The sequence below is a fragment of the Sphingobacteriaceae bacterium GW460-11-11-14-LB5 genome, from assembly GCA_002151545.1.
Lineage (GTDB): Bacteria > Bacteroidota > Bacteroidia > Sphingobacteriales > Sphingobacteriaceae > Pedobacter.
Window position 1 is genome coordinate 5,319,145 of the sequence record CP021237.1, and the last position, 23,662, is coordinate 5,342,806.

The window sequence follows — 23,662 nt, forward strand, 5'->3', positions numbered from 1 at the left end:
TTTTAAAAGAGTGTTGTTTGTTTACAGTTAATGAGATTTTTATCTCAAAACCAAACATAATTATCCCGGCTTCTTATTTGTTTTAATAAAGATGATCCTTATAGTTGATGACAGGCCCGAAAACCTGATCTCGTTACAGAAAGTACTCCAAGCACACAATTTTGAGGTTGATACCGCATCATCTGGCGAAGAAGCGCTGAAAAAAGTTTTAAAAAACAATTACGTCCTGATTATTCTCGATGTACAAATGCCGGATATGGATGGCTTCGAGGTGGCTGAAGCCATTTCGGGTTTTAGTAAGGCAAAAGATACCGCCATTATATTTCTTTCGGCTGTAAATACAGAGTTAAAATTTATTACCAAAGGATACCTGAGCGGCGGACTGGATTACATTACCAAGCCCGTTGATATTAATGTGCTGCTCCTCAAAATAAAAACATTTTATCGCATTTACGAGCAGAACAGAAAACTTAACGAGGTGCAGGAAAAATTGCTCGAAGAAATCGAATTCCGAAAGCAGGCCGAACATAAAAAAGACGAATTTATCAGCATTGCCAGTCATGAGTTAAAAACACCTTTAACCAGTGTAAAGGGATATATTCAGTTGCTGCAACGCAGCCTCAACAGGGATGATAAAACGATGGCCCAGAACCATCTCGAAAAAGCCAGCATCCAGCTCGAAAAACTAAATGAATTAATTGTCGATCTGCTCGATATCTCGAAAATTGAAAGCGGAAAGATGAAGTTTAACATGAAAAGCTTTTGTGTTGATAACATGGTAAACAATGCCATCGAGATGTTGCAGCAATCTAATCCTGATTTCAAAATCAGCAAACTGGGTAAAACCGACGAAATGGTATTTGGAGATGAAATGCGACTGGAACAAGTGGTTATCAATTTTATTACCAATGCCATTAAATATGCTCCAGGTACCAATCAGGTTAACGTAACCATCCACATTAAAGATGAAAAACTTTATCTGGCTGTAAAAGATTTTGGTATTGGGATTTCAAAAGAACAGCAGCACAAAATTTTTGATAAATTTTATCGGGTAGAAGAAAACAGTAACCGGTTTAACGGCCTGGGCATTGGTTTATATATCTGTTCGGAAATTATTAACCGCCACGGAGGCACAATTGGTGTAAACAGTGTGCCGGATGAGGGCTCTGAATTTTATTTTATCATTCCCACTACCGAAGAAGAAATCCTTAAAAATCAAATCTAATTATCCTTAATTCATATAATGAAAACAACTCTTAAAAATAATTTACGTTTAGGCCTTGGCTTATCGCTAATTATTCTATTTATCAGTTCGCTGGCTTCCTATATTAGTATTAACAACCTGATTAAAAGTACCGAACTGGTTAAACACAGTGATGAAGTGATTTTAAATTCGGAGAGTATTATATCCTATTTAAAAGATGCTGAAACGGGTCAGCGGGGCTTTTTACTAACCGGAAACAAGGTGTTTTTAACACCTTATTACGGTGCAAGCGATTCGGCCGCAGTAATACTGAAAAGAGTTGAGCTTGATACCAAGGATAACAGCGTTCAGCAAAAAAATGTAGCAGCACTTAAAAGCATTCTTTTTAAAAGAATGGATATCATTAAATCGACTATTGAGATTAAAACTTTGGGCGGTGTTATTGATCCTACAGTTTTGTTTCAGGGCAAGGTTTATATGGATGAGGCGAGGTCAATTGTCAGTAAAATGGTAATCGAAGAGAAAAGATTGCTTGAAGAAAGAACCAACGAATTAAATAAACTAACCGCTTATACCCCGATACTGATTTTAATTGCGGCGCTGCTTGCCATTCTGATTACGTTGTTTTTTTACCGTAGAGTATCAATCGATTTTGATGAACGTGTTAAACTTCAACAGGAAATTGAAGATAAAAAATACGAGATGGAGAAACGTATTGTTGCCATTAAAGAAATTGCCTATCAAATTTCTAACGGTAATTATGGCGTAAAACTCGATAGCCAAAGCCGGGATGATATTGGCGAACTTGCCGATTCGTTGAATACAATGTCAACATCATTGAAAAAATCTTTCGATACATTAGAAGAAAACGAATGGTTGCAAACTGGTGTAGCCAACTTAAACGTAAAAATGGTGGGCGAAAAAGACGTTTTCCATTTGGCAGAAGATATTATAGCGTTTTTGGCCAATTATACCAGAAGCCAGATTGGTGCCATTTATTTATTTAAAGATGATGGATACCTGCACTTAAAAGGGCAGTATGCTTTACAAGGACAAAATTTAGCCCAAACCATAGAACTTGGCCAGGGCTTAATTGGCCAGTCGGTTAAAACAGGTAAACCAATATTTCTGGACGATGTTCCGCAGAACGAACTCACCGTTACGCACGCTACCGGGAATATAAAACCGGCACAGCTCATTGTGCTGCCAATTATTAGAAATGAAATTTCAATAGGCGGCTTAGAATTAGGTACTATTGGTAAATACAGCGATCTGCAATTGCACTTTTTAAACCTGGTTTTATCTGATGTGGGTACTGCATTGCTGGGCGCACAAAACAGACAAAAGCTTCAGCAGTTATTAGAAGAAACGCAGGCACAATCAGAAGAATTGCAGGTTCAGCACAATGAGTTGGAAGGCTTAAATGCGGAGCTCGAAGCACAGGCACAGAAACTTCAGGCCAGTGAAGAGGAATTACGTGTACAGCAAGAAGAACTGTTGCAAAGCAACCAGGAACTTGAAGAAAGAAGCAGCCTGCTGGAAGAAAAAAATGAACTGATAGAAGAGCGCAATATAGAGATTCAGCAAAAGGCCGAAGCTTTAGAATTGAGCACAAGGTATAAGTCAGAATTTTTGGCCAATATGTCGCACGAGTTAAGAACACCACTCAACTCAATATTGCTATTGTCGCGGTTAATGGCCGAAAATGAGGCGATGGATCGCGAGCACCAGGAATATGCAGAGGTTATTCAAAGTTCAGGTCAGGGGCTTTTGAGTTTAATCGACGAAATTTTAGATCTTTCTAAAATTGAAGCAGGCAAAATGGAACTCGATCGCACAAATATTAAGGTTGATGAGATCATCTTTAACATGCGTTCGCTGTTTAACCCTTTGGCTAAAGAAAAAAACCTAAACTTTGTGATCGAAAAATCAGCAGAGGTACCTGAGTTTTTTCATACCGATAAAATGCGCTTAGAGCAGATTATCAAAAACCTGCTGTCAAACGCGATTAAATTTACTACCGTAGGTGCAGTAACCCTAAATATCAATAAGAATGAAAAGTTAGGTGCCCTGGTATTTAAAGTTACCGATACGGGCGTAGGCATTGCACCCGAAAAGCAAGGTATGGTATTCGAAGCCTTTCAACAGGCCGATGGTTCTACACGTCGTAAGTTTGGCGGTACAGGCCTCGGGCTTTCCATTAGTAGAGAGCTGGCCAAATTATTGGGCGGTTACATTGATTTAAAAAGTACGGAGGGCGAAGGAAGTATTTTTACGCTAACCTTACCTATTGACCGAAATAAAGGTTTTGACGGTGTTGTGCCGAGTGCAGATAAACCGGTAATCGCTTTAGAGCCGCCGGTAAAAAAAGTAAGCCATTTAACCGTCGAGAATATTCCGCAGGAGATTGAAGATGACCGCGATAATATTCAGCCTGATGATAAAGTGATTTTAATTGTTGAAGATGATACCCCTTTTGCCAAAACACTTTTAGATTTTACCCGTAAAAGAAACTATAAAGGTTTGGTTGCTGTTCGGGGCGATGCAGGTATTGAAATGGCTAAAACCTTTAAACCACTTGCCATTTTACTCGATATCCAGCTGCCGGTTAAAGATGGCTGGCAGGTCATGGAAGAGCTGAAATCAGACCCTTCAACACGACCTATTCCAGTGCACATCATGTCTTCCTTGCAGGTTAAAAAAGAAAGTTTATTAAAAGGAGCGGTAGACTTTATAAATAAGCCTTTTGCTTTTGAGCACATGCAGGAGATATTTTCAAAACTGGAGCATGCCTTAAGCCGTCACCCTAAAAAGGTACTTATTGTTGAAGAAAATGAACAACACGCCAAGGCCTTAAGTTATTTTTTAAGCAATTTTAATATCCAGACAGAAATTGTTAACCAGGTTAACGAAAGTGTTTCTGCCCTGCATAAACCAGAGGTTAACTGCGTGATTTTGGATATGGGCATTCCTGACAAACATGCTTACGAAACCCTGGAAGTGGTAAAGAAGACACCTGGTTTAGAGAATTTACCGATCATCATTTTCACCGGTAAAAACCTTTCAAAAGGAGAAGAAAACCGGATCAAACAATATGCTGATTCCATTGTGGTAAAAACGGCGCATTCTTATCAACGTATTTTGGATGAAGCAGGCCTGTTCCTTCACCTGGTAGAAGAAAAAAGTAAGGAAAAAACCAAAACACCTAAAAAGTTTTCAGAATTGCAGGATGTATTGGTGGGTAAAACCGTGCTGGTGGCAGATGATGATGTACGTAACATTTTCTCCTTAACCAAAATGTTAGAGCAGCATCAAATGAAAGTTGTAGCAGCCACTGATGGTAAAGAAGCGCTTAAACTATTAAACGAAAATCCGGAAATTGATGTCGTTTTAATGGACATGATGATGCCGGAATTAGATGGTTACGAAACGACAACCGCCATCAGGCAGGATATTAAATACCGGAACCTGCCGATTTTGGCCGTTACGGCAAAAGCCATGATGGGCGATCGCGAAAAGTGTATTGCTGCAGGTGCATCCGATTACATTAGCAAACCGGTAGATATGGATCAGCTGATATCGTTATTAAGAGTATGGTTGTACGAAAATCATCATAAATCATAAACCATTTTTTATTTTATGCCTCAAAAATTAATTCTCATAATTGATGATGATAACCGAAACATTTTTGCTTTAAAAGCTGTTTTAAAGGCCAAAGGTTTTGATTGTTTATCTGCTATAAGTGCCAAAGAAGGTTTTTCTATCCTGGAAAAGCACGATAATGTTGCCATTGTTTTAATGGATATGATGATGCCAGATATGGACGGTTATCAGGCCATTGCAGCCATGAAAAAATCGGCTAAAATGCAGAATATACCGGTATTAGCGGTAACCGCCCAGGCGATGGTTGGCGATAAGGAACGCTGCTTAAGCGCAGGAGCCTCGGGTTATGTTTCAAAACCGATAAATGTTGACGAGTTATTAATTCAAATAGAAAATTTTACAAAATAGCTGGTGATAAGTGATGCAATAGATAATGAACAGGTAGAAATCCTGTTGAATGATGTTTTAGAAACTCACGGTTATGATTTTCTGGAATACTCTCATGCATCGATAAAAAGAAGGATTATACGCCTTTACGGACTGGATAATTTTGTGAGTTTCGCTGAATTTCGTTACACCATTAAAACAGATAAGCAGTATTTTAAGCGTTTTTTAGAGGAGATTACGGTTAATGTTACCGAAATGTTCCGCGATCCTTCCTTTTATAAATCTTTGCGGAACGACGTACTTCCTGTACTGGGCACTTATCCGTTTATCCGGATCTGGGTGGCAGGCTGTTCTACCGGAGAAGAGGCTTATTCCCTTGCCATTGTTTTAAAAGAACTTAATTTGCTCAATAAATCGCTTATTTATGCCACAGATATTAATCCATCGGTTTTAGAAAAAGCAAAAAAAGGCATGTTTCCCTTAAATTACCTGAAGCAATATTCTGAAAATTATCTACAATCGGGCGGATTAAAAGATTTTTCTACTTATTACACGGCAAACTACTCATTGGCAAAATTTGATGAAAGTTTAAATAGTAAAATGATTTTTTCTACGCATAACCTGGTTTCCGATCATTCTTTTAACGAATTTCAGCTTATTTTATGTAGAAACGTATTAATTTATTTCGATAAAGACTTACAGCATAAAGTATTTAATCTATTTGATGGTAGCATCGAGAAATTAGGGTACCTTGCCCTAGGAAGTAAAGAAAGTCTGGAGTTCTGGCCAAAAGCCAAAGAATATAAAAGGGTTAAAATGGAGAAAATATGGCGGAAACTGTAAACCCTAAGCCATGTGGAGCCTTAATTATCGGCGGTTCGGCCGGTAGCTTAGATGTGCTGCTCGAAATTTTCCCTGCCTTAAGGAATGATATCAGTTTTCCTATTGTGTTAGTGGTGCACCGTAAGGCCAGTAATGAATCTCTTTTAACTGATTTATTAAAATCGCGTACTACACTCGCGGTAAGTGAAGCAGAAGAGAAGGAATTTTTAAGTTCGGGTAAAGTTTTTATTGCACCTGCTGATTATCATATGCTGGTGGAGCAAGACCAAAGTATATCTTTAGATTATTCGGAAAAAGTAAATTATTCCCGGCCATCAATTGATGTAACCTTTCAATCAGCAGCTGAGGTTTATAAAGAAAAATTAGTCTGTATTTTACTTTCAGGCTCCAACGCAGATGGAGTAGAAGGGTTAAAAAGTGTAAACAATTTTGGCGGTAGGGTGGTTATACAAAATCCAAATACGGCAATAATGCCGTATATGCCACAGCAGGCGGTACTGAACGTTAAACCGCATGTGTTATTGGATAGCCATGACATGGCTGATTATATAAATAAGTTAAATGATTAATTGCTTTTCGGAGGTTAATATGATAGTTGCAAAAAAAGTATTTGTTTTTGATGATAATAGGGACATCCTTGATCTCTGTACATTTATTTTGGAAGATGCGGGGTATGAGATAAAAACATCTGAAAATGCCAATAACATAGAAGAACAGGTTGCGGCCTATATGCCTGATCTGATTTTTATGGATAATTGGTTGCCCGATCTGGGCGGGATACAGGCTACTAAAGCATTAAAAAGCCACCCTGATTTAAAACATATTCCGGTGATTTATTTTTCAGCCAATAATGATATATCTTCATTAGCGGATGAAGCTGGCGCGGATAGTTACTTATCAAAACCATTTGATATTGCTGCCCTCGAAGAAATTGTGAAAAAACATTTGAGCTAGCCCGAAGACTCACGAAGTTTGAAGAAGCTGGTGTGCAGGAAAACTTCGTGAGTCTAGGATGAACCCTGCTAAACTTCCGAAGTTTTCTAGGGCTCGAAAGATCGTCATTTCGAGCGGAGTGCAACGAAGTCGGGAACCACGTAGTACTCAGCGAAGCTAAATCTATCGTGGCAGATCTCTCCATTCCACTGCGTTCCAGTCGAGATGACGAATTTTCTATTTTAAATCTTTATTCCTTTCCCCAGATCCTGGTGTTCAGGTCAAGCTCCTTAACAATATCGTACATAAACTTGATGGTGGAGATATCTTCATTTACGGTTTCCGGACTTAGCAATGATTTAAAAACAGGCGCTTCGAAATAATTCCGGTTCAGCGGGAAACCAATGTACATCCTCGATTCGATAAACGATAAACTGATGTTATACTTGGTTTGATGATTCAGGTTTAATATCCGCTCCATCATCGCAGGTGTGAGGATGTACCTGGATTCGACCTGATCGGAGCCATAAGTCACAAAAGTCTTATCAAATTCTACATTCTCCAATTGAATCACATCCTTACTGCCAAAAGAAAACAGGTTTTTTGAAAACCAGGCACCAAAAGCGGCTCCGAAATCTTTTGGCCTGACAATGGTTACACCATTAAATTTTTTGTTAAAATCGGCAGCAAAGATAATTCCCCTAAAAATGTCGTGCCACTCGGTTCGGGTTCCGTTTTTTGTTTGGGTTACGGTTTTATATTCGGCATGCACCTCTGCAAAGTAAAACCGGGTTTTATCAGCACATCCGGTTACCAGGTCTTCTGTTTTATAACGATCAGGCTCAGTGCTGAACAACTGTGTATACATAAACTCCGAAGCTTCAATTCCCTCGTAGGGATTAATTGACAGGCTTTCGTCTAAAAATTTAAGGGCAGCACCAATTACATTGGTTTTATAGGCATTTTGATAAGCTGTTAAAGAATCGTTGATCTTGAATAGTAAAACACCGCCATAAATAAGGGGAATTAAGCCCCCAATTACACCAGGAATGGGAAAGCTCAGGAAAAAACCCAGAATACAGACCAGAATACCCGCGGCAATAAAAATATAGCCTTTGGTTTGGGCGGCGGCAATTCTTTTGCGTTCTACCTCCATTGTAGCCAAAACTTGCTGTAAGGCTACATTACTTGCAATATCGAACGACATTAATTATTGAAAAGTTCTTTAGCGCTAATGTTTTTACGTTCTTCGGCTGCGGTTTCTAAAACAGCAATCGGTTGGAAGTTTAACATGCCGGCAAATAAACTCCCCGGAAACATCATAATCGAATTGTTGTAATCGGTTACCGAAGCATTATAGGTTCTTTTGGCAGCTGCAATCTGTTCTTCGCTTTCGGTCCAGGTGGTTTGCAGGTTAATAAAGTTAGTATTGGCTTTTAAATCAGGGTAATTTTCGACATTAACCATTAAACCTTTCACACTACTGCTCAATTGGGCATCTAAATCTGCTTTTTCTGCATTGCTGATGTTAGGTGAGCCCGCTTTAGATCTCAGTTCAACTATTTTGGTCAAGGTTCCCTGCTCGTAAGTCGTGTATTGTTTCACCACTTCAACCAGGTTTGGAATAAGGTCGAAGCGCTTTTTAAGCATTACATCAATGGCCGAGAAGGCATTGGTTACCTGGTTTTTCTTCCCGATAAGTGAGTTGTAAAAGAAAATCCCGATAAGAAATATAAATCCGATAATAACGAGGGCAATAATCATAATTTTAGTTTAAGGTTTAGAGAATAAAGATAACAAAAGGTTACAAAATGTTATCGCTTTTCATTTTGTTCCCGCGCTCTCTTTATCCGGCGTTCTAATCGTTTCTGTTTCCTTTGGATATGATTGGCCCGCATGGCCTTAAACTTTGCAATATGCTCGCGCACTTCATTCTGTTTTTCTTCCGTTATACCGATGCTATATTTTATGCCGGTAAAGAGGCTCTTCCAGATCATGTTGAAGAATGATGTATTTACCGGCCTGCTGTAATTTACGGTTACAGGTACCAGCTTTCCGTCTGCACCCGGGTTTTCTGATTTGATGATTAAAGCATTCGCTAAAAATGAAAGGAAACCACGGGTAACCAGGTGATCTTTTTCCGGATCGTTTTTCATCAGCGCTACCGAAAGGTCGTAGTACGAGAAAGCTACTGTTCCTTTTGCACCTAAATCGTTGGCTTTAAAATTAAACTTCAGTTTATCGACACTTCCGCGGTTAATGCGGACCAAACCAAGCGGTTTAGTAATCTGATTTAAAACGCGCGCATTAAAGTTGTGTAAAACCCCGTTGTACGAAAATGCACCATCTTTAGCGGTAAGATCAAATATAAAGTTTACATCCAGCTTTCCCTGGCTAAACAGGTAAGTGTTTAGGTTTACCTCCATAATGGGGTTTATGGCTTTAATTTTTTCGAGGTTGGTGGCGTTTTTGATAATGCCTGAAGTATGCTCAAAAGTAATCTGCCCTTTCTGGTTACTCTCGTTGTTGTAAACGGCGTAATTTACATTGATATCTTTCAACTGGATTTTCTGAACCAGAATAGGGGCACTAACAAGCTGTAAGAGTTGATGGGGGAATTTTCCAATCTTGTTTTCCTGTGGTTTTTTGGGGAGGCCGTTATGGTTAAACACCGAAATGAAACCATTGGTAATGGCCATTTCTTTCGCCCAGAGTTCTTGTTTGCTAATGTATAGCGGCAAATCAATCCCATTAAGCATAATGTCGCTCATTTTGATGTTGAAGCGCTCTCTGGCATATCCGGCAACTTTACCAAAGTTCATCTCATCATGTAATGGCACTAAAGCAAAACTGTTAATCCTCAACTTACCTGTTGTAGCCCTGAAATCCAGTTTGTCCAGTTTAATATCGTACATCTTATCTGGAGTATGGTATACATAGTTATTGAGGTTAATTACAATATCTTTAATCAGATAAAAACGCGAAGGATCTTCTGCAGAGGTCGAATCCACCAGGAGGTCGGTTAAGGTAATATTCAGGTCATCAATAGAGAAAGGCAATGAATTGCTTATATTTTTGTCGATGTATTTAAAACTTACATCTTTAAACCGGATGCTTTTAATGCTAAATTCTTTCAGGTTTTTAGAGATGATCGCGTAAGGCGATTTAATGGGCCTTGGTGCCCGGCCCTCGTTAAAGCTAAACTGCTGATTCACCATCGTAACCTCAGGTTTATCAAATATAATTTCTTCCAGCTGAAGTTTTTTTTCGCGATATAAGGTTAATGGGTGGAAGCGTTTAACCACCAGTTTTTTTAAAGAAACCGTATACAAATTGTTTGGTGCTCTTTTTAAGGCGATAAGTTGTTTAAACCTGTTAGTATCGGGTATTATTTTTACGTTTTGTAAAGTGGCATTTCCGGTAAAAACATTGGTAGAAACCTTGGTGAAGCTAATGGTATATAAGCTATCGGTCGATTTGTAGAGCAGTGTTTTGATTCTATCGGTTAAAATAGGGCGGGATTTTACATTTAATAACCAGGCGATACTTGCAAGTACAATAAAAACACTGAGTAATGTACACGCAATCCATTTAAAAACTTTGTAACGGTATCTTTTAGTATCAGGCATTAAAAAATGAGAGCTGTGGTTTTATTAGCAATATACGGTTATAAACATATATATGAAAAATGTAAGATCAGTTTTTTTCTCTCCGGGCTTTCCTTGCCGCTTTTCTGTCTGCCCGTTTTTGTTCCCTTATTTTTTTGGCAATTACTTTTTGCTGTTTTACCGGATTCTTTTCGGGTACTACACCAACACCTACAATATCCTTTATGCCTACAAAAAGGGTTTTCCACATCAGGTTAAAAAAGGATGCCGAATTAATCCTGGTATTGGTCATGTTTGCTGTTCTTGGCGCTTCGCCTTTTTGTGGATTTTCATTTTTAACTAAAATGGCATTAGCCAGAAAAGATAAAAATCCTTTCTCTTTAGTTCCTTCACCATCAATATTGTCTGATAACAGTTTCACCTTTAAATCAGTGTACAGCATATTCATCGATCCCGATGCCGACCTTAAATTTCCGTTCGCCTTAAAATCAAGATGTTGTATATTGCCGCTTTCTATTTCAACCAGGCCCAGCGATTTTGATAGTGGATTTAAATTTTTCATGTCAAACCGGCCCAGGCTGCCGCTGTAAGCGAATACCCCGTTTTTGTCGGTAAGGTTGAAATCGATTTTTACATTCAGCTTTCCTGTGCCCATTAAAAGCGTATTTAAATCAGCCACAGCATGGTTCTTTTTGCTCAATTGCAAACTATCGTTGGTTACATTTAATATGTTTCCGGTGATTGCTTTAAAATCAACCGTTCCGGTTTTTTTGCTCGCCGGATTAAATTCAGCGTATTTAACATTAACGTTTCTTAATTTTACCGTATCAATCAGGGTAGGCATATTTAACCTTTTCAATGCCATATGCGGGTAGTTTTGGCCTTTATCAAAGCCCGGTGGAGGTGGCGATTCGCGACTCATAAAAACCTCCACATTGGCCGGACCAATCCTTAGCGATTTGGCATGTAATTTCTGGTCGGTATTTAAACCAATAAAATCAACGCCGTTAAATTCTATTTTATCAAAACTGAGGTTATACCGGTCTTTCTGAACGTTGTATTTTCTGGCAAAAGTAAGTGCATCATATAATGGCGTCAGTTTAAAACCTTTAACCGTTATTTTTTTTGATGCGGTAGAACCTTTAATGGTATCAACTTTCATGTTGTACATTTTATCTTTCGTTACCGATTTGTAACCGGCAATTTGAAAGGAGGCATCTTTAGTGTAGTAAAACCTTGTGGTGTCGTTGCCAGAAAGCGAATCCAATAAAAAATCGTTAATGGTAATGTCGAGGTGTTTGATGGAGTTTTTGGTCTTTTTTGCAGCAGTTTTGTTAATATAGTCGAAATCTGCATCAACAATTTTGATACTTTTAACCTGTACCGATTTAAAAGTTTTCGAAATCTGCTCATAAAGCGATTTTTCATCTTTTAGGGTATCTGGTTTTTTAGTTACCTTATTAAAAATCATGTTGATAGATGGCTTTTGTAAAATGATTTCATTTACATCTATCCGTTTTTTAAAGTAGGCCGTTAATATTCCAACACGGCTAATCTGTAGTTTCTTTAGTTTAAGCTCGAAAGTGTGTGCAGGAGCCAGCTGTTTTTTCTTCAAGCTGTCGAAAACAGCTGTATCGTGGATTAAAGTAACATCGCGCAAGGCTAAGCTGCCGGTAATTACATTTAAGTTAATGCTTTTAAAATCTATCCGGTACAGGTGATGGGAACCATTATATACCCCGGCCTTAATTTTTTCGGTCAACATAGGTTTCCACCGGGCACTTAAAAACATGGCGCCAAATGCAACAATTAAGATCAATATGCCGAATATGCTTCCTATCCAGGTCCAAATTTTATTTCTATGCTGAGCTGTCATTTATTATGGCTTATCGATATGTAACAGATAGAAGAGCGAAAGGTTTTTTTGAAGGGGAAAGGGAAAAGACTAGAGCTGAAAGACCAATAAGGAAGAATGATGAAATAATTTTTGGAGCGCAGGTGCAGTACAAGAAACACCGTTTGTTCCTTTGCTTCTCCAGGGGGCTAGGTAGCAAGTTATTCCAAAACCATTTTATCCAACTTAAGAATTATTGTTATATGCCGCTAGTCACATTATATTTTAGTAAAATGGTTTTTGGAGCGCAGGTGCAGTACAAGAAACACCGTTTGTTCCTTTGCTACGCTTGTACGCTTAGGCCGTCGTGCCTCCTGCCTGCAGGGTACCGCTTCGCCAAGGGCTACGTCGGTTAGACTCCTGGCACAGAAGCCCCTCATAGTAATTTAAACGCGACCGTAGCGGATCTGCAGCCCTCCACAGGCACGGCACTGTACATTTCCCAAAAAAATCTTTCTTAACCAGCACTAGGTCACTTGGTGCCAATCGTGGTATGATCATAATCGTACTGTAAACATTTAAACAAAATATGTCAATTTGTCACTTTTAATTTTATTTATGTATTTTTGCAATCCCCAAAATGTTTTTAAATAATGATTGATTTACAAGTACAGGATAAGACGCACGATGAAGCAAGGCAAGGTGAAGCTTTAATTTTAGATACACCAATTAAAGCCGATGCCCGTAAATTATACATCGAAAGTTACGGTTGTGCAATGAATTTTGCTGATAGCGAAATTGTTGCCTCTATTTTATCCGAAACTGGATTTGAAACCACAGGGGATTATCACCAGGCTGATGTAATCTTTATCAACACCTGCTCCATCCGCGAAAACGCCGAAACCAGGGTTAGAAACCGCCTTTCACAGTTCGGTGTCGAAAAACGCCGTAACCCGAAATTAATTGTTGGCGTTTTGGGCTGTATGGCAGAACGTTTAAAATCTAAATTTTTAGAAGAAGAGCGTTTAGTTGATGTAGTAGTCGGGCCAGATGCTTACCGCGATCTGCCGAATTTAATTGAGCAGGTAGAAAGTGGACATAAAGCAGTTAATGTACTTTTATCACGTGAAGAAACTTATGCAGATATCAGCCCTGTTCGTTTAAACAGCAACGGAATTACCGCCTTTATTTCCATTACCCGTGGTTGTAATAACATGTGTTCTTTCTGTGTGGTTCCATTTACCCGTGGCCGCGAACGTAGCCGCGATGCCCATTCGATTGTAGAAGAAGCAAAAGGTTTATTTGAAGCTGGTTACCGCGAGGTTACACTTTTAGGCCAGAATGTAGATTCGTACACCTGGACATCAGAAGATGGAACAGAAACCGTAAATTTTGCACAGCTTTTGGAGCAAACGGCATTGGTTAATCCTGATTTAAGGGTTCGTTTTTCTACTTCGCACCCTAAAGATATTACCGACGAAGTTTTACATACTATTGCTAAATACGATAACATTTGTAATTATATCCATTTGCCTGTTCAATCGGGTAATACCCGCATATTGGAATTGATGAACAGGACTTATACCCGCGAATGGTATATTAACCGTATTGATGCCATCCGCAACATTATTCCGGGTTGTGCAATTTCTACCGATATTATTGCTGGTTTCTGTACGGAAACAGAAGAAGAGCACCAGGAAACCCTGAGCATGATGGATTATGTGGAGTATGATTTTGCTTATAACTTCACTTACTCTGAAAGACCAGGAACTTTAGCTGCGCGTAAATTGGAAGATGATATTCCTGAAGAGGTGAAAAAACGCCGTTTAGCGGAGATTTTAGCCAAGCAACAGGCACATTCGTTAATGCGTTTACAAGAGTGGGTGGGTAAAACCGTTCGTGTTTTGATTGAAGGTACTTCTAAAAAATCCGATCTGGATTATTGCGGAAGAGGAGATAGCGGCGCAATGGCCATTTTCCCAGCCATTGAAAGCGTTAAACCCGGCCAGTATGCAAATGTATTTATCGAAAAATGCACTTCAGCTACGTTAATTGGTAAAATAGTTTAAAAAAGGTAGAGGGTATAAGGCAAGAGGCTTAAGGTCTAATATCTCAAATCTCAAATCTAAAGAATGGATACACAAAATATTAAACAACGGTTCGGTATTATTGGCAATTCGCCATTGCTTAACCGTGCTATCGATATTGCAAGCCAGGTAGCACCAACGGATATGTCGGTGTTAATAACAGGCGAAAGTGGTAGCGGTAAAGAGGTATTCTCACAGATTATCCATCAAATGAGTGCCCGTAAACACGGTGCTTTTATTGCCGTAAACTGTGGTGCCATTCCCGAAGGAACCATTGATTCAGAATTGTTTGGTCACGAGAAAGGATCTTTTACAGGCGCACACGAAGCCCGTAAAGGTTACTTTGAAGTAGCCAACGGCGGAACCATTTTTTTAGATGAGGTTGCTGAGCTGCCTTTAGGCACACAGGCACGTTTACTGCGTATTCTAGAAAGTGGCGAATACTTACGTGTAGGCTCATCTAAAGTGCAGAAAACAGATGTTCGCATTATTGCTGCAACTAATGTTGATGTGTATAACCGCGTTAAAAACGGAAAATTCCGCGAAGATTTATATTACAGGTTAAATACCGTTCCATTGCGCATACCGGCTTTGCAAGAGCGTAAAGAAGATATTTATTTATTATTCAGAAAATTCTCTGCCGATTTCAGCGATAAATACCGTAGTCCGGCATTACACCTGGAGCCAGATGCCATTCAGATTTTAACCAACTACAGCTGGCCGGGTAATGTTCGTCAGTTAAAAAATATTGCCGAGCAAATCTGTGTGTTGGAAAAAGACCGTAATGTAACCGGACAGGCCATTTTAAATTATATCCCGAATGAGGCTGGAAGTAACCTGCCCATGACGATTAATGCGCAGTCGAAAGAAGATTTTACAGAAAGAGATATTTTGTACAAGGTACTTTTCGATATGAAAAAAGATATGGTTGAGCTTAAAAAATTAGTTGCCGAAATTATTCAGCATGGTGGAAATACCGCGACTGTTCTGGCAGATAATCCACAATATATCAATCAGCTGTATCGCGATGTAGAATTGCCGGCAGGACAGGAACATGCCTTTACCATTCAGCAACCTACACCAGGCAATAATAACATCAACAACAATGGCAATACTGATTATTTTGCCCACGAGGCAGAAGAAGTAGAAGAATCTTTGTCGTTAGTGGATAAAGAATCTGACCTGATTAAAAAAGCACTAAAGAAACACAAGGGCAAACGCAAATTTGCAGCACAGGAACTGGGTATCTCTGAAAGAACATTGTACCGAAAAATTAAAGAATTAAATTTATAATTTAACGTACAATTGCTTTAAGCATCAATAATGATCTATGAAAATTAAAATATTTGCTTTAATCCTTCTGGCTTCGGTATTAAACGCTTGTTCTTACAAATTCAGCGGAGCCTCTACAACCGGATTAAAAACGGTGGTTGTTCGCGTATTTGAAAATAATGCACCATTGGTTGTACCAACGTTAAGTAATCAGATTACGGAATCATTAAAAACCCGGATCCGCACGCAAACGAAATTGATTATTTCTCCTACAGGTGAGGGCGATGCATCATTTGAGGGCAGAATAACGGGTTATGAAATTAAACCAGTTGCGCTTCAAAATAGTGCTACACCTACTTCAGGGGCAAACAGATTAACCATAACCGTTTCAGTAAAGTATAAGAATAATATAAAAGAGCACGAAAAAGAAAGTTTTGAAGAAAGCTTTACTAAATTTTTCGATTTTCCGATCAACGGGGCGCCAATCCAATCGTTACTGCCTGGGGCTATTGAAGCGATTAATAAACAATTATCGGAAGATATTTTTAACCGTGCATTTGCGCAGTGGTAAATAAAGCAGGATTCTAAAAAGACAAAATTTTCAAAACCCGTCTACATTTTTTTAACTTAGCGGCAAACCTCGATAATGGATAACAAAAAGCTACTGGCAGATTTACTTGCGCAACCCGGAAAGGTTGGACCAGAGCATGTATCCATGTTGCAGGAAATGGTGCAGCAATTTCCATATGCCCAGCCCATTCATTTATTGTTGGCTAAGGCCAGTGCATCAGCAGTACCAAAGGCGGCACTTTATAGCCAGGGGCACGTATTGTTCCATGTATTAAATATGGTTTCAGTGCGTGAGCCGAAGCAGGAAGAGGATGCTGAAATTAATACCGTGCTTACTGAACATATACCAGACGAACAGGAAGTTTTCGAAGAAATAAATGAATTTACTGCAGATACCCCTTCACCTGCCAGTCAAACAACGAATGTAGAAACGCCAGATAACCTGCCGGGTATTGACAGTCATTTAATGGACTTGCCGGCAGATGATGATTCTTTTATTGAAAGTGTAGCCGCTACCGATTTTTTTGCCTTTGAGCAGAAATTAAGCACAGATGTGGTTAGCACCGCACCAGAAATTGAAACCGTAGTTCCTGATGAACCTGAAAGGAATTTTGTTTCACAATATAACGACGATAAACTTCCGTATACATTTTTATGGTGGTTGGCTAAAACCCGCAAAGAGCACGAACAGATTTTTCAGCCTTATGCGCATCCTAACGCTGCTAAGGTAAAAACACAGCCACAAAATAACCAGCAGCAAGAAAGAGCAGAGTTTCAGCAACAGTATGTGGAGCACATCTTCCACATTCAAACCCCTTTCGAAGTAGCTGATCATTTAGCCGAATATCCTTCTGCTGAAATTAAAGATGCAAAGGGCGCCGAAATTATTGAGCGATTTTTGAAAGAAGATCCAACAATCAAGCCGCCAAAGCCCGAACAGATAGATAATGAAAATAAGGCAAAGAAAAGTGCAGAAGACAATTACGACCTTGTTTCGGAGACTTTAGCTAAAATTTATATCGAGCAAATGCTTTATCACAAAGCCATAGATACTTATAAAAAATTAAGTTTGAAATATCCGGAAAAAAGCCGTTACTTTGCCGACCTTATCCAATCTATAGAAAAGAAATTTTAAAATATAATATTACCATGGTAACCTTTTTAATCATTTTATTAATTATTGCGTGTGTAGCCTTAGGCTTATTTGTTTTAGTACAAAACCCTAAAGGCGGAGGTTTAGCTACCGGTGGTGGCACCAGTAACATGTTTGGTGTACAACGTACCGGCGATGTTTTAGAAAAAGGATCGTGGGTATTGTTAACCCTGATCGTAGTTTTAACGCTTGCGGTGACTACAATTGCTAAAACCAGTGGTGGTACTGCAGCTGTTGGAAACTCAGCTATTCAGGAGCGTTTAGATAAAACACCATCACCATCTCCACTTGGCGGAAATTTAAACAGCACTAAACCTGCAGCTTCAACTCCGGCTAAAGCTGATTCAACAAAGAAATAAGTAATACTTACCCGTATTTTATAAAGCTTTCCTCAAAAGGGAAAGCTTTTTTGTGTTTTAATGATGCGGTATCATCAATTTACAAAAATCAATATAAATGACAAGGAAAATCTCCGCATCTAACTCCAATAAGCTACTGTCATTTCGGGCGGAGTGCAACGCAGTCGAGAACCATGTAGTGGTCAGCGGAGCTAAATCTGTCTTTGATAGATCTCTCCACTCCACTGCGTTTCGGTCGAGATGACGCTATCTTTTTTGACGCTGTCAAGGATAGCCTGTCGAAGGACTTGTTTAGATGCCTCGCAAAGCGTTTCGATTACTTGCCCCGATTCGTCGAAGCTTAACGTGCCAAGTTCGAATGGAATTACAGCTTATGATACAACCTCCTTTGTTTTAACATTCCGTACTAAATGAATCAATCCCCTTGATCTCTTAACACACATTTAACATAAAAAGCTTTAAATTGCAACATGAAATTAAGTGTGCTGGTTCTATTTACTGCTCTTGCCGTTGGTCTTTCCATCGGGATGGTTAATTTTTATTTTCAGCATAGTCTGTATTACATGGCTATTTCTTTTGGTGTATCGTTTCTGTGTAGTTTTTTGGTTTTTTATTATTTGCTGGAAAAATACATTTACACTAAAATTAAACTCATCTACAAGCTTATCCATAACCTTAAATTAGGTAAAGATTTAAAAGATGCACTGGGCGAGTATGTGAGTTCCGATCCGATTAATGATGTAGAGCAGGAAGTAAAGGAGTGGGCGGGCGCAAAGAAAAAAGAAATAGATTTATTAAAAAAACAGGAACAGTTTAGGAGAGAATTTCTTTCAAATGTTTCGCATGAGTTTAAAACCCCGCTTTTTGCCATCCAGGGTTATATCGAAACTTTACAGGACTGTTTGGTAGATGATCCCGATCAGGCTGTTTTATTCCTAAAAAAAGCAGAAAATAATGTAGAGCGACTGAGTTATTTAATTAATGATTTAGACGTTATTTCGAAGTTAGAAACGGGCGAATCGCCTATTAACTACCAAAAATTCGATTTTGTGCAGCTGGCGAAAGAGGTCATGGAAAACCTCGAAGACCGCGCAGAAGCAAAAAACATTAAACTCTTTTTTAAAGATAAGTATACGGCCATTACCTTGGTTTCGGCCGATCGCGAAAAGATTAGGCAGGTGTTGATTAACTTAATGGTCAACAGCATTAAGTACGGCATTGACGGAGGAGAGACGGCCATCAAGATTTTTGAACTGCACGATCAGGTTTTGATAGAAGTGACCGATAATGGAATTGGCATTGAAGAAAAACACCTGCTGCGTTTATTTGAGCGCTTTTACCGCATCGATACCCACCGGGCGAGGGAAGTTGGCGGTACAGGTTTAGGCTTAGCCATTGTGAAGCACATTTTAGAAGCGCACCAGCAAACCATTTCGGTAAGAAGTACACCAGGTATAGGCACTACCTTTGCTTTTACGCTACAAAAAGGCGGGTAGCCTGGGTGCCTTGATAATTATTCTTCAATTTTGGCCAGGGAAACATAAAACGCACGAAAAATATGGCGTCTGATTTGGTTCCGAAAAGCCATTGACCACTGTTGCTAAACCCGATATTAGCGGGCATCCTGATTTTTCATCAGGATAAAGCGTTTAGCGGGGCTATCGGTACCGAAGTACTTGTTCACGCAGTTTTCTAAAACCCCTATTTATTTCATTGTCAGCCACCTAAAAATATAGAAATAAGCCAAGCCTGATTAAATAAGGCAATAATTAGTTAATATAATTAATAAATTAACATTAACTTAACATTGGGCTTGTAGCTTTGCAACATATTAAAAATTAACATGAACAATATTTTTAAGTTCTTTACACCTCAAGACAAAAAGTTTCATCCGCTTTTCGAACAAGCCGGTAGCAATGCATTAAAAATTGCAGAAACCCTTTTAGAAATGGTTAGCACGGGTGATGCTGAAAGCAGGAAAACAATTTTTAAAGAAATTGAGCGCCTGGAGCATGTAGGTGATGATATTACCCATTCAATTTTTCTTGAACTAAGCAGGAACTTTATTACGCCATTTGATAGAGAAGACATCCATGCATTGGCTACTGCCGTTGATGATGTTGCCGATTATATTTATGGTACTGCAAACCGCATGCAGATGTATAACATGAATACCATTAACGAGCCAATTGTTAAAATTGCCGAGCTTTTGGTAGAGATGTGTACTGACATTGATAAAGCAATTAAAGAATTACGCAGTTTCAAAAACATCCGCGTAATTGCCGATGCTTGTATCCGTATTAACAGCGGCGAAAACCAGGCTGATTATGTATTTACATTAGCGGTAGCCCGTTTATTCGAATACGAAACCAATGCGATTGAATTAATTAAACAAAAAGAGGTTTTACAAACGATAGAAAAAGCGACAGATAAGTGTGAGGATGTGGCGAATGTGCTTGAAACTATCTTGGTTAAAAACGCTTAATAAAAAACAAACATGGTAACTACCTTATTGGTTGTTGTTGTAATTCTGGCTATTGCTTTCGATTACATTAACGGCTTTCACGATGCCGCTAACTCGATTGCAACAGTTGTTTCTACAAAAGTTCTTACGCCTTTTCAGGCGGTTTTGTGGGCTGCGTTGTTCAATTTCGCTGCTTACTTTTATTTTACCGACCACAAAGTGGCAAATACAGTTGCTAAAACGGTAATCGAAAATTATATCACACTTGAAGTTATCCTTGCAGGTTTAGTTGCTGCAATTATCTGGAACCTTTTAACCTGGTGGTATGGTATCCCTTCAAGTTCATCGCATACCTTAATTGGTGGTTTTGCCGGTGCGGGCATGACACATGCTTTACTTACAGGCGCTAGTCCGCTTGATGCTGTAAACATGGGTTATGTAATAAAAATTGTTTCTTTCATTGTATTGGCACCGATAATCGGTATGGTGATTTCAGTTGTATTAACACTGATCATTATCAATATCTGTCGTTATGCTAAGCCGGCAACGGCTGAGAAATGGTTTAAACGCCTGCAGTTGTTATCTTCTGCAGCACTGAGTTTCTTTCATGGCGGTAACGATGCACAAAAAGTAATGGGTATTATCGCTACAGCTTTAATCGCCTCTAAAGTGATTCCTAATTTCGACGCCATGCCGGCATGGGTACCCATTGCCTGTTATTCGGCAATATCATTAGGTACCATGAGTGGTGGCTGGAAAATCGTTAAAACAATGGGATCGAAAATTACCAAGGTAACCGCGCTGGAAGGTGTAGCTGCCGAAGGTGCAGGTGCAGTAACATTGGGTATTACAGAGCATTTCGGTATTCCGGTTTCTACAACGCACACCATTACAGGTTCGATTGTGGGTGTGGGTGTGGTAAAAAGTGTTTCGGCTGTACGTTGGGGGGTAACCATCAACTTAATCTGGGCCTGGATTTTAACCATTCCGGTATCGGCAACACTGGCTGCTATTATTTATGCAGCTATTTACTACTTAAAGTAAAAACAAAATCCTTTAATATACTCAAGAGACCAAAGCTAATCGCCTTGGTCTTTTTGGTTTTATAATGAATTGGAAAGAATAGCGGGAAACCTTTGGCTTGGCGGGCGTACCGCTACGCATTATCCTGATGAAACCTGTAAATATACCAGGGACACTATAAGCGGTCTATTCAGCTGCTAAATCGGGATGTGCGCTGAATGATATGTTGATCGGCTACTAGAATCGTCATTGCGAGGAGGTACGACGAAGCAATCTTAAAAAGATCGCTAATAGCGGAGTCAATGCTTCCTAATTATTAAAACAGAGCACTTCACCTATCCTCAGTACGTAATAAATGGTTGAAACTTAAAACTTAACGCTTATTTCAACTGAATCAATTCCATTTTTAGGCAATACCCAATCCGGACCTTCCTGAATCAGCCGTTTCGCTTCCGCATCGGCTTTTTTGTTGAGCGATTTTATAACGCTAACATTGGCTGGCCGGCCGTTACTTTTAACTTTGAAACTTAAAATTACAAATTGTGCCGGGCCTTTAGGGTTATAAAGTTTATTGTTGTTCTCTAAATATTGGCCATAGTTAATGGTAGAAACCGGAATAGGCTTCGTAATATCTTCGGCCGATTTTCCATCCAGGTTTTGTTCTGCATGTAATGTAATTTTTGGTGCAGCAATATTTTCTTTTTTGTGCCCATTCGAGCCCGTAATTAATGCAATTTCATTTAGCGATTTATTTCCGCTTAATGCACTTTTAATTGCGTTAGGATCTTGCAGGCCAGCTACAGGCAATTCTTTAAAACCAATGGCATTAATCAATAAATCCTTATCCTTTGCATTGCTGTCGGCAGGTAAATAAAAATAACCTTTCGCATCTGTAGCGGTTACATTTTTCGAGCCGGCTAATTTTACAACAGCCCCTTGTACAGGTCGGCCATTACTTTGGTCTACAACATTGCCACTAAATGCAATTTTACTTGATGCTAATGCCGGAGCAGGTGCTGCAGCCACCACGGCTTCATTTAGTGCACTTTGTTCCGCTTTTGCTTTATAAGCATAAGCCCCAGGGCTTTCTGCTTTTGCCGATCTTGCCCGATTGTAATCTGAAACAGCTTTTGCTTCGGCAATTTGTTGCTCGGCAGGTTGTACAGTGGGTTTAGTTTTCGTGTTTTTTGCTAAATCGCCTGTTTTTGCTGCTGTAATGGCTTTATCAACTAATGCTGCTCTTGTGCTAATTTGTGCTACGGTATCTTCTTTTGGTTTTGCAGCCGCAATTGTTGTTGTGCTATCCAACTGAACCATTACACCGCCTTGTTTGTGCGCTGCAATTTCTGCGTTTCGACGGTTGGTTTCGCGCATAAAGAATAAAATGCTCACTGCAATAAAGGCTACCGTTGCTGTTGCCGCTATACTTAACCTTTGCGTAGTAATGCCCCAAAGCTTGCGTTTTATAGGTTTCTCAGCAACACGGTCGTAGAGTTGTTTTTGTAAGATAGACAGTGTTTGCTTGCGTTTTGGCGATTGTTTCAGTCCCTCCAGGGCTTCGGCAACAAAAGGATCCTCTAAAGCCTGTCTTTCTACAAAGTGCATAGCTTTAGCATCAAGCTTACCATCCAGGTAATCTTCCAGAACATCAATATCTAACCAATCGTTATTCACTACTGTTTTTCTCTATACAAATCTTTAAATTCCGCTTACCGTTTTGGATGTAACTCTTAACTTTAAGCATATCGTAGCCCGTAATATCGGCTACTTCTTTATAGCATTTTTCTTGTAAATAAAATAAATCTACGCTTTTTCGCTGTTCTTCGGGCAAAGTTTCCATACACTTTTCCATAATGGTAAGCTGCGTTTCTTTTGTGTTGTCTATATCCAGATGCACAAACTCGCTGTTTTCCACAAAAGTATCGTCTATGGAGACATTATTTTGTTTTGCCGATTTCCGAAGTGCCATTAAACAATGGTTCCGCGTTAAAACATGAAGCCAGCTTTTAAAATTCTGGACCTCATATATTTTCAGCTTCGTTACCAGTTCTTCAAAAATCTGCATTACCGCATCCTTGCTTTGCTCTTCATCTTTAAAGTAGTTTAAGCAAACCCCGAATACCAAATGCATATATTTATTGTAAAGCGTACCCAATGCGTCCAAATCGCCGGTATTTTTATACTCAGCAATCAGTTTGGCATCGTCTTGCTGGGTGTTCCCAGCTGTGTTTTTTATAAACCTCAAAAAATGGCAGCTATTTCGAATTATCTTTCAAGTATAAAAAATATTTCTGAGTGATGAGACATAAACTAATTTTTTAG

General features: G+C 39.2%; 21 protein-coding genes. 15 read left to right on the top strand and 6 right to left on the bottom strand.

Going from position 1 to position 23,662, the window contains the following annotated elements; genetic code table 11:
• Positions 1 to 91 precede the first annotated feature (91 nt).
• Genes CA265_21620 through CA265_21645 form a run of 6 tightly spaced genes read left to right on the top strand, consistent with a single transcriptional unit; the run spans position 92 to position 6,991 of the window.
• Complete coding sequence (locus CA265_21620; protein ID ARS42112.1) at positions 92 to 1,225, top strand: hybrid sensor histidine kinase/response regulator; 1,134 nt, start codon at positions 92 to 94, stop codon at positions 1,223 to 1,225.
• An 18-nt stretch (positions 1,226 to 1,243) separates the two neighbouring features.
• The gene (locus CA265_21625) at positions 1,244 to 4,828 is read left to right on the top strand and encodes a histidine kinase (protein ID ARS42113.1); all 3,585 of its coding nucleotides are present in this window, start codon (positions 1,244 to 1,246) and stop codon (positions 4,826 to 4,828) included.
• A gap of 15 nt (positions 4,829 to 4,843) precedes the next feature.
• Positions 4,844 to 5,215 (top strand): response regulator, encoded by a 372-nt coding sequence (locus tag CA265_21630; protein ID ARS42114.1) that lies wholly within the window; start codon positions 4,844 to 4,846, stop codon positions 5,213 to 5,215.
• Between the two features lie 3 nt (positions 5,216 to 5,218).
• Positions 5,219 to 6,037: a chemotaxis protein CheR gene (locus CA265_21635; protein ID ARS42115.1), complete on the top strand. Its 819-nt coding sequence runs from the start codon at positions 5,219 to 5,221 to the stop codon at positions 6,035 to 6,037.
• Positions 6,022 to 6,606 carry a chemotaxis protein CheB gene (locus CA265_21640; GenBank protein ARS42116.1) on the top strand — a complete coding sequence of 195 codons (585 nt, stop codon included), beginning with the start codon at positions 6,022 to 6,024 and terminating at the stop codon, positions 6,604 to 6,606. The genes CA265_21635 and CA265_21640 overlap by 16 nt, the downstream gene beginning before the upstream one ends.
• Before the next feature lie 19 nt (positions 6,607 to 6,625).
• Positions 6,626 to 6,991: a response regulator gene (locus CA265_21645; GenBank protein ARS43089.1), complete on the top strand. Its 366-nt coding sequence runs from the start codon at positions 6,626 to 6,628 to the stop codon at positions 6,989 to 6,991.
• 229 nt (positions 6,992 to 7,220) lie between these two features.
• Here CA265_21645 and CA265_21650 read toward each other — a convergent pair whose 3' ends face one another.
• The 4 genes from CA265_21650 to CA265_21665 form a co-directional block, all read right to left on the bottom strand.
• The gene (locus CA265_21650) at positions 7,221 to 8,177 is read right to left on the bottom strand and encodes a galanin (GenBank protein ARS42117.1); all 957 of its coding nucleotides are present in this window, start codon (positions 8,175 to 8,177) and stop codon (positions 7,221 to 7,223) included.
• On the bottom strand, positions 8,177 to 8,734 hold the full coding sequence (locus CA265_21655; GenBank protein ARS42118.1) for a LemA family protein: 558 nt from the start codon (positions 8,732 to 8,734) through the stop codon (positions 8,177 to 8,179). The genes CA265_21650 and CA265_21655 overlap by 1 nt, the downstream gene beginning before the upstream one ends.
• A gap of 50 nt (positions 8,735 to 8,784) precedes the next feature.
• Entirely contained in the window at positions 8,785 to 10,599 is a 1,815-nt protein-coding gene (locus CA265_21660) for a hypothetical protein (protein ID ARS42119.1), read from the bottom strand.
• Between the two features lie 67 nt (positions 10,600 to 10,666).
• Positions 10,667 to 12,454, bottom strand: a complete 1,788-nt coding sequence (locus tag CA265_21665; protein ARS42120.1) for a hypothetical protein — start codon at positions 12,452 to 12,454, stop codon at positions 10,667 to 10,669.
• A gap of 5 nt (positions 12,455 to 12,459) precedes the next feature.
• On the opposite strand from CA265_21665, the gene CA265_21670 reads away from it, so the two are divergent.
• The 9 genes from CA265_21670 to CA265_21710 all read left to right on the top strand — a co-directional run bounded on the left by CA265_21670 (position 12,460) and on the right by CA265_21710 (position 21,361).
• Positions 12,460 to 12,828, top strand: a complete 369-nt coding sequence (locus tag CA265_21670; GenBank protein ID ARS42121.1) for a hypothetical protein — start codon at positions 12,460 to 12,462, stop codon at positions 12,826 to 12,828.
• A 237-nt stretch (positions 12,829 to 13,065) separates the two neighbouring features.
• Positions 13,066 to 14,481, top strand: a complete 1,416-nt coding sequence (locus CA265_21675; GenBank protein ID ARS42122.1) for a tRNA (N6-isopentenyl adenosine(37)-C2)-methylthiotransferase MiaB — start codon at positions 13,066 to 13,068, stop codon at positions 14,479 to 14,481.
• Between the two features lie 63 nt (positions 14,482 to 14,544).
• Positions 14,545 to 15,792: a sigma-54-dependent Fis family transcriptional regulator gene (locus CA265_21680; GenBank protein ID ARS42123.1), complete on the top strand. Its 1,248-nt coding sequence runs from the start codon at positions 14,545 to 14,547 to the stop codon at positions 15,790 to 15,792.
• Positions 15,793 to 15,829: 37 nt separating this feature from the next.
• The gene (locus CA265_21685; protein ARS42124.1) at positions 15,830 to 16,342 is read left to right on the top strand and encodes a hypothetical protein; all 513 of its coding nucleotides are present in this window, start codon (positions 15,830 to 15,832) and stop codon (positions 16,340 to 16,342) included.
• 75 nt (positions 16,343 to 16,417) lie between these two features.
• The gene (locus CA265_21690; protein ARS42125.1) at positions 16,418 to 17,476 is read left to right on the top strand and encodes a hypothetical protein; all 1,059 of its coding nucleotides are present in this window, start codon (positions 16,418 to 16,420) and stop codon (positions 17,474 to 17,476) included.
• A gap of 14 nt (positions 17,477 to 17,490) precedes the next feature.
• A complete protein-coding gene (locus CA265_21695; protein ID ARS42126.1) occupies positions 17,491 to 17,853 on the top strand; it encodes a preprotein translocase subunit SecG in 363 nt (120 codons plus the stop codon).
• A gap of 470 nt (positions 17,854 to 18,323) precedes the next feature.
• A complete protein-coding gene (locus CA265_21700) occupies positions 18,324 to 19,349 on the top strand; it encodes a two-component sensor histidine kinase (protein ID ARS42127.1) in 1,026 nt (341 codons plus the stop codon).
• A gap of 341 nt (positions 19,350 to 19,690) precedes the next feature.
• Positions 19,691 to 20,338 (top strand): phosphate transport regulator, encoded by a 648-nt coding sequence (locus CA265_21705; GenBank protein ARS42128.1) that lies wholly within the window; start codon positions 19,691 to 19,693, stop codon positions 20,336 to 20,338.
• A gap of 12 nt (positions 20,339 to 20,350) precedes the next feature.
• On the top strand, positions 20,351 to 21,361 hold the full coding sequence (locus CA265_21710) for an anion permease (protein ID ARS42129.1): 1,011 nt from the start codon (positions 20,351 to 20,353) through the stop codon (positions 21,359 to 21,361).
• 345 nt (positions 21,362 to 21,706) lie between these two features.
• Here the strand turns inward: CA265_21710 and CA265_21715 are convergent, their stop codons facing one another.
• Together CA265_21715 and CA265_21720 are read right to left on the bottom strand one after the other, a co-directional pair.
• The gene (locus CA265_21715) at positions 21,707 to 23,014 is read right to left on the bottom strand and encodes a hypothetical protein (GenBank protein ID ARS42130.1); all 1,308 of its coding nucleotides are present in this window, start codon (positions 23,012 to 23,014) and stop codon (positions 21,707 to 21,709) included.
• Positions 23,007 to 23,585, bottom strand: a complete 579-nt coding sequence (locus CA265_21720; protein ID ARS42131.1) for an RNA polymerase subunit sigma-70 — start codon at positions 23,583 to 23,585, stop codon at positions 23,007 to 23,009. The genes CA265_21715 and CA265_21720 overlap by 8 nt, the downstream gene beginning before the upstream one ends.
• Positions 23,586 to 23,662 lie beyond the last annotated feature (77 nt).

Coding starts and splice junctions, on each gene's coding strand:
- CA265_21620 (ARS42112.1), top strand. CDS start 92: ATGATCCTTATAGTTGATGACAGGCCCGAAAACCTGATCTCGTTACAG.
- CA265_21625 (ARS42113.1), top strand. CDS start 1,244: ATGAAAACAACTCTTAAAAATAATTTACGTTTAGGCCTTGGCTTATCG.
- CA265_21630 (ARS42114.1), top strand. CDS start 4,844: ATGCCTCAAAAATTAATTCTCATAATTGATGATGATAACCGAAACATT.
- CA265_21640 (ARS42116.1), top strand. CDS start 6,022: ATGGCGGAAACTGTAAACCCTAAGCCATGTGGAGCCTTAATTATCGGC.
- CA265_21645 (ARS43089.1), top strand. CDS start 6,626: ATGATAGTTGCAAAAAAAGTATTTGTTTTTGATGATAATAGGGACATC.
- CA265_21650 (ARS42117.1), bottom strand. CDS start 8,177: ATGTCGTTCGATATTGCAAGTAATGTAGCCTTACAGCAAGTTTTGGCT.
- CA265_21655 (ARS42118.1), bottom strand. CDS start 8,734: ATGATTATTGCCCTCGTTATTATCGGATTTATATTTCTTATCGGGATT.
- CA265_21660 (ARS42119.1), bottom strand. CDS start 10,599: ATGCCTGATACTAAAAGATACCGTTACAAAGTTTTTAAATGGATTGCG.
- CA265_21665 (ARS42120.1), bottom strand. CDS start 12,454: ATGACAGCTCAGCATAGAAATAAAATTTGGACCTGGATAGGAAGCATA.
- CA265_21670 (ARS42121.1), top strand. CDS start 12,460: ATGGCTTATCGATATGTAACAGATAGAAGAGCGAAAGGTTTTTTTGAA.
- CA265_21675 (ARS42122.1), top strand. CDS start 13,066: ATGATTGATTTACAAGTACAGGATAAGACGCACGATGAAGCAAGGCAA.
- CA265_21680 (ARS42123.1), top strand. CDS start 14,545: ATGGATACACAAAATATTAAACAACGGTTCGGTATTATTGGCAATTCG.
- CA265_21685 (ARS42124.1), top strand. CDS start 15,830: ATGAAAATTAAAATATTTGCTTTAATCCTTCTGGCTTCGGTATTAAAC.
- CA265_21690 (ARS42125.1), top strand. CDS start 16,418: ATGGATAACAAAAAGCTACTGGCAGATTTACTTGCGCAACCCGGAAAG.
- CA265_21695 (ARS42126.1), top strand. CDS start 17,491: ATGGTAACCTTTTTAATCATTTTATTAATTATTGCGTGTGTAGCCTTA.
- CA265_21700 (ARS42127.1), top strand. CDS start 18,324: ATGAAATTAAGTGTGCTGGTTCTATTTACTGCTCTTGCCGTTGGTCTT.
- CA265_21710 (ARS42129.1), top strand. CDS start 20,351: ATGGTAACTACCTTATTGGTTGTTGTTGTAATTCTGGCTATTGCTTTC.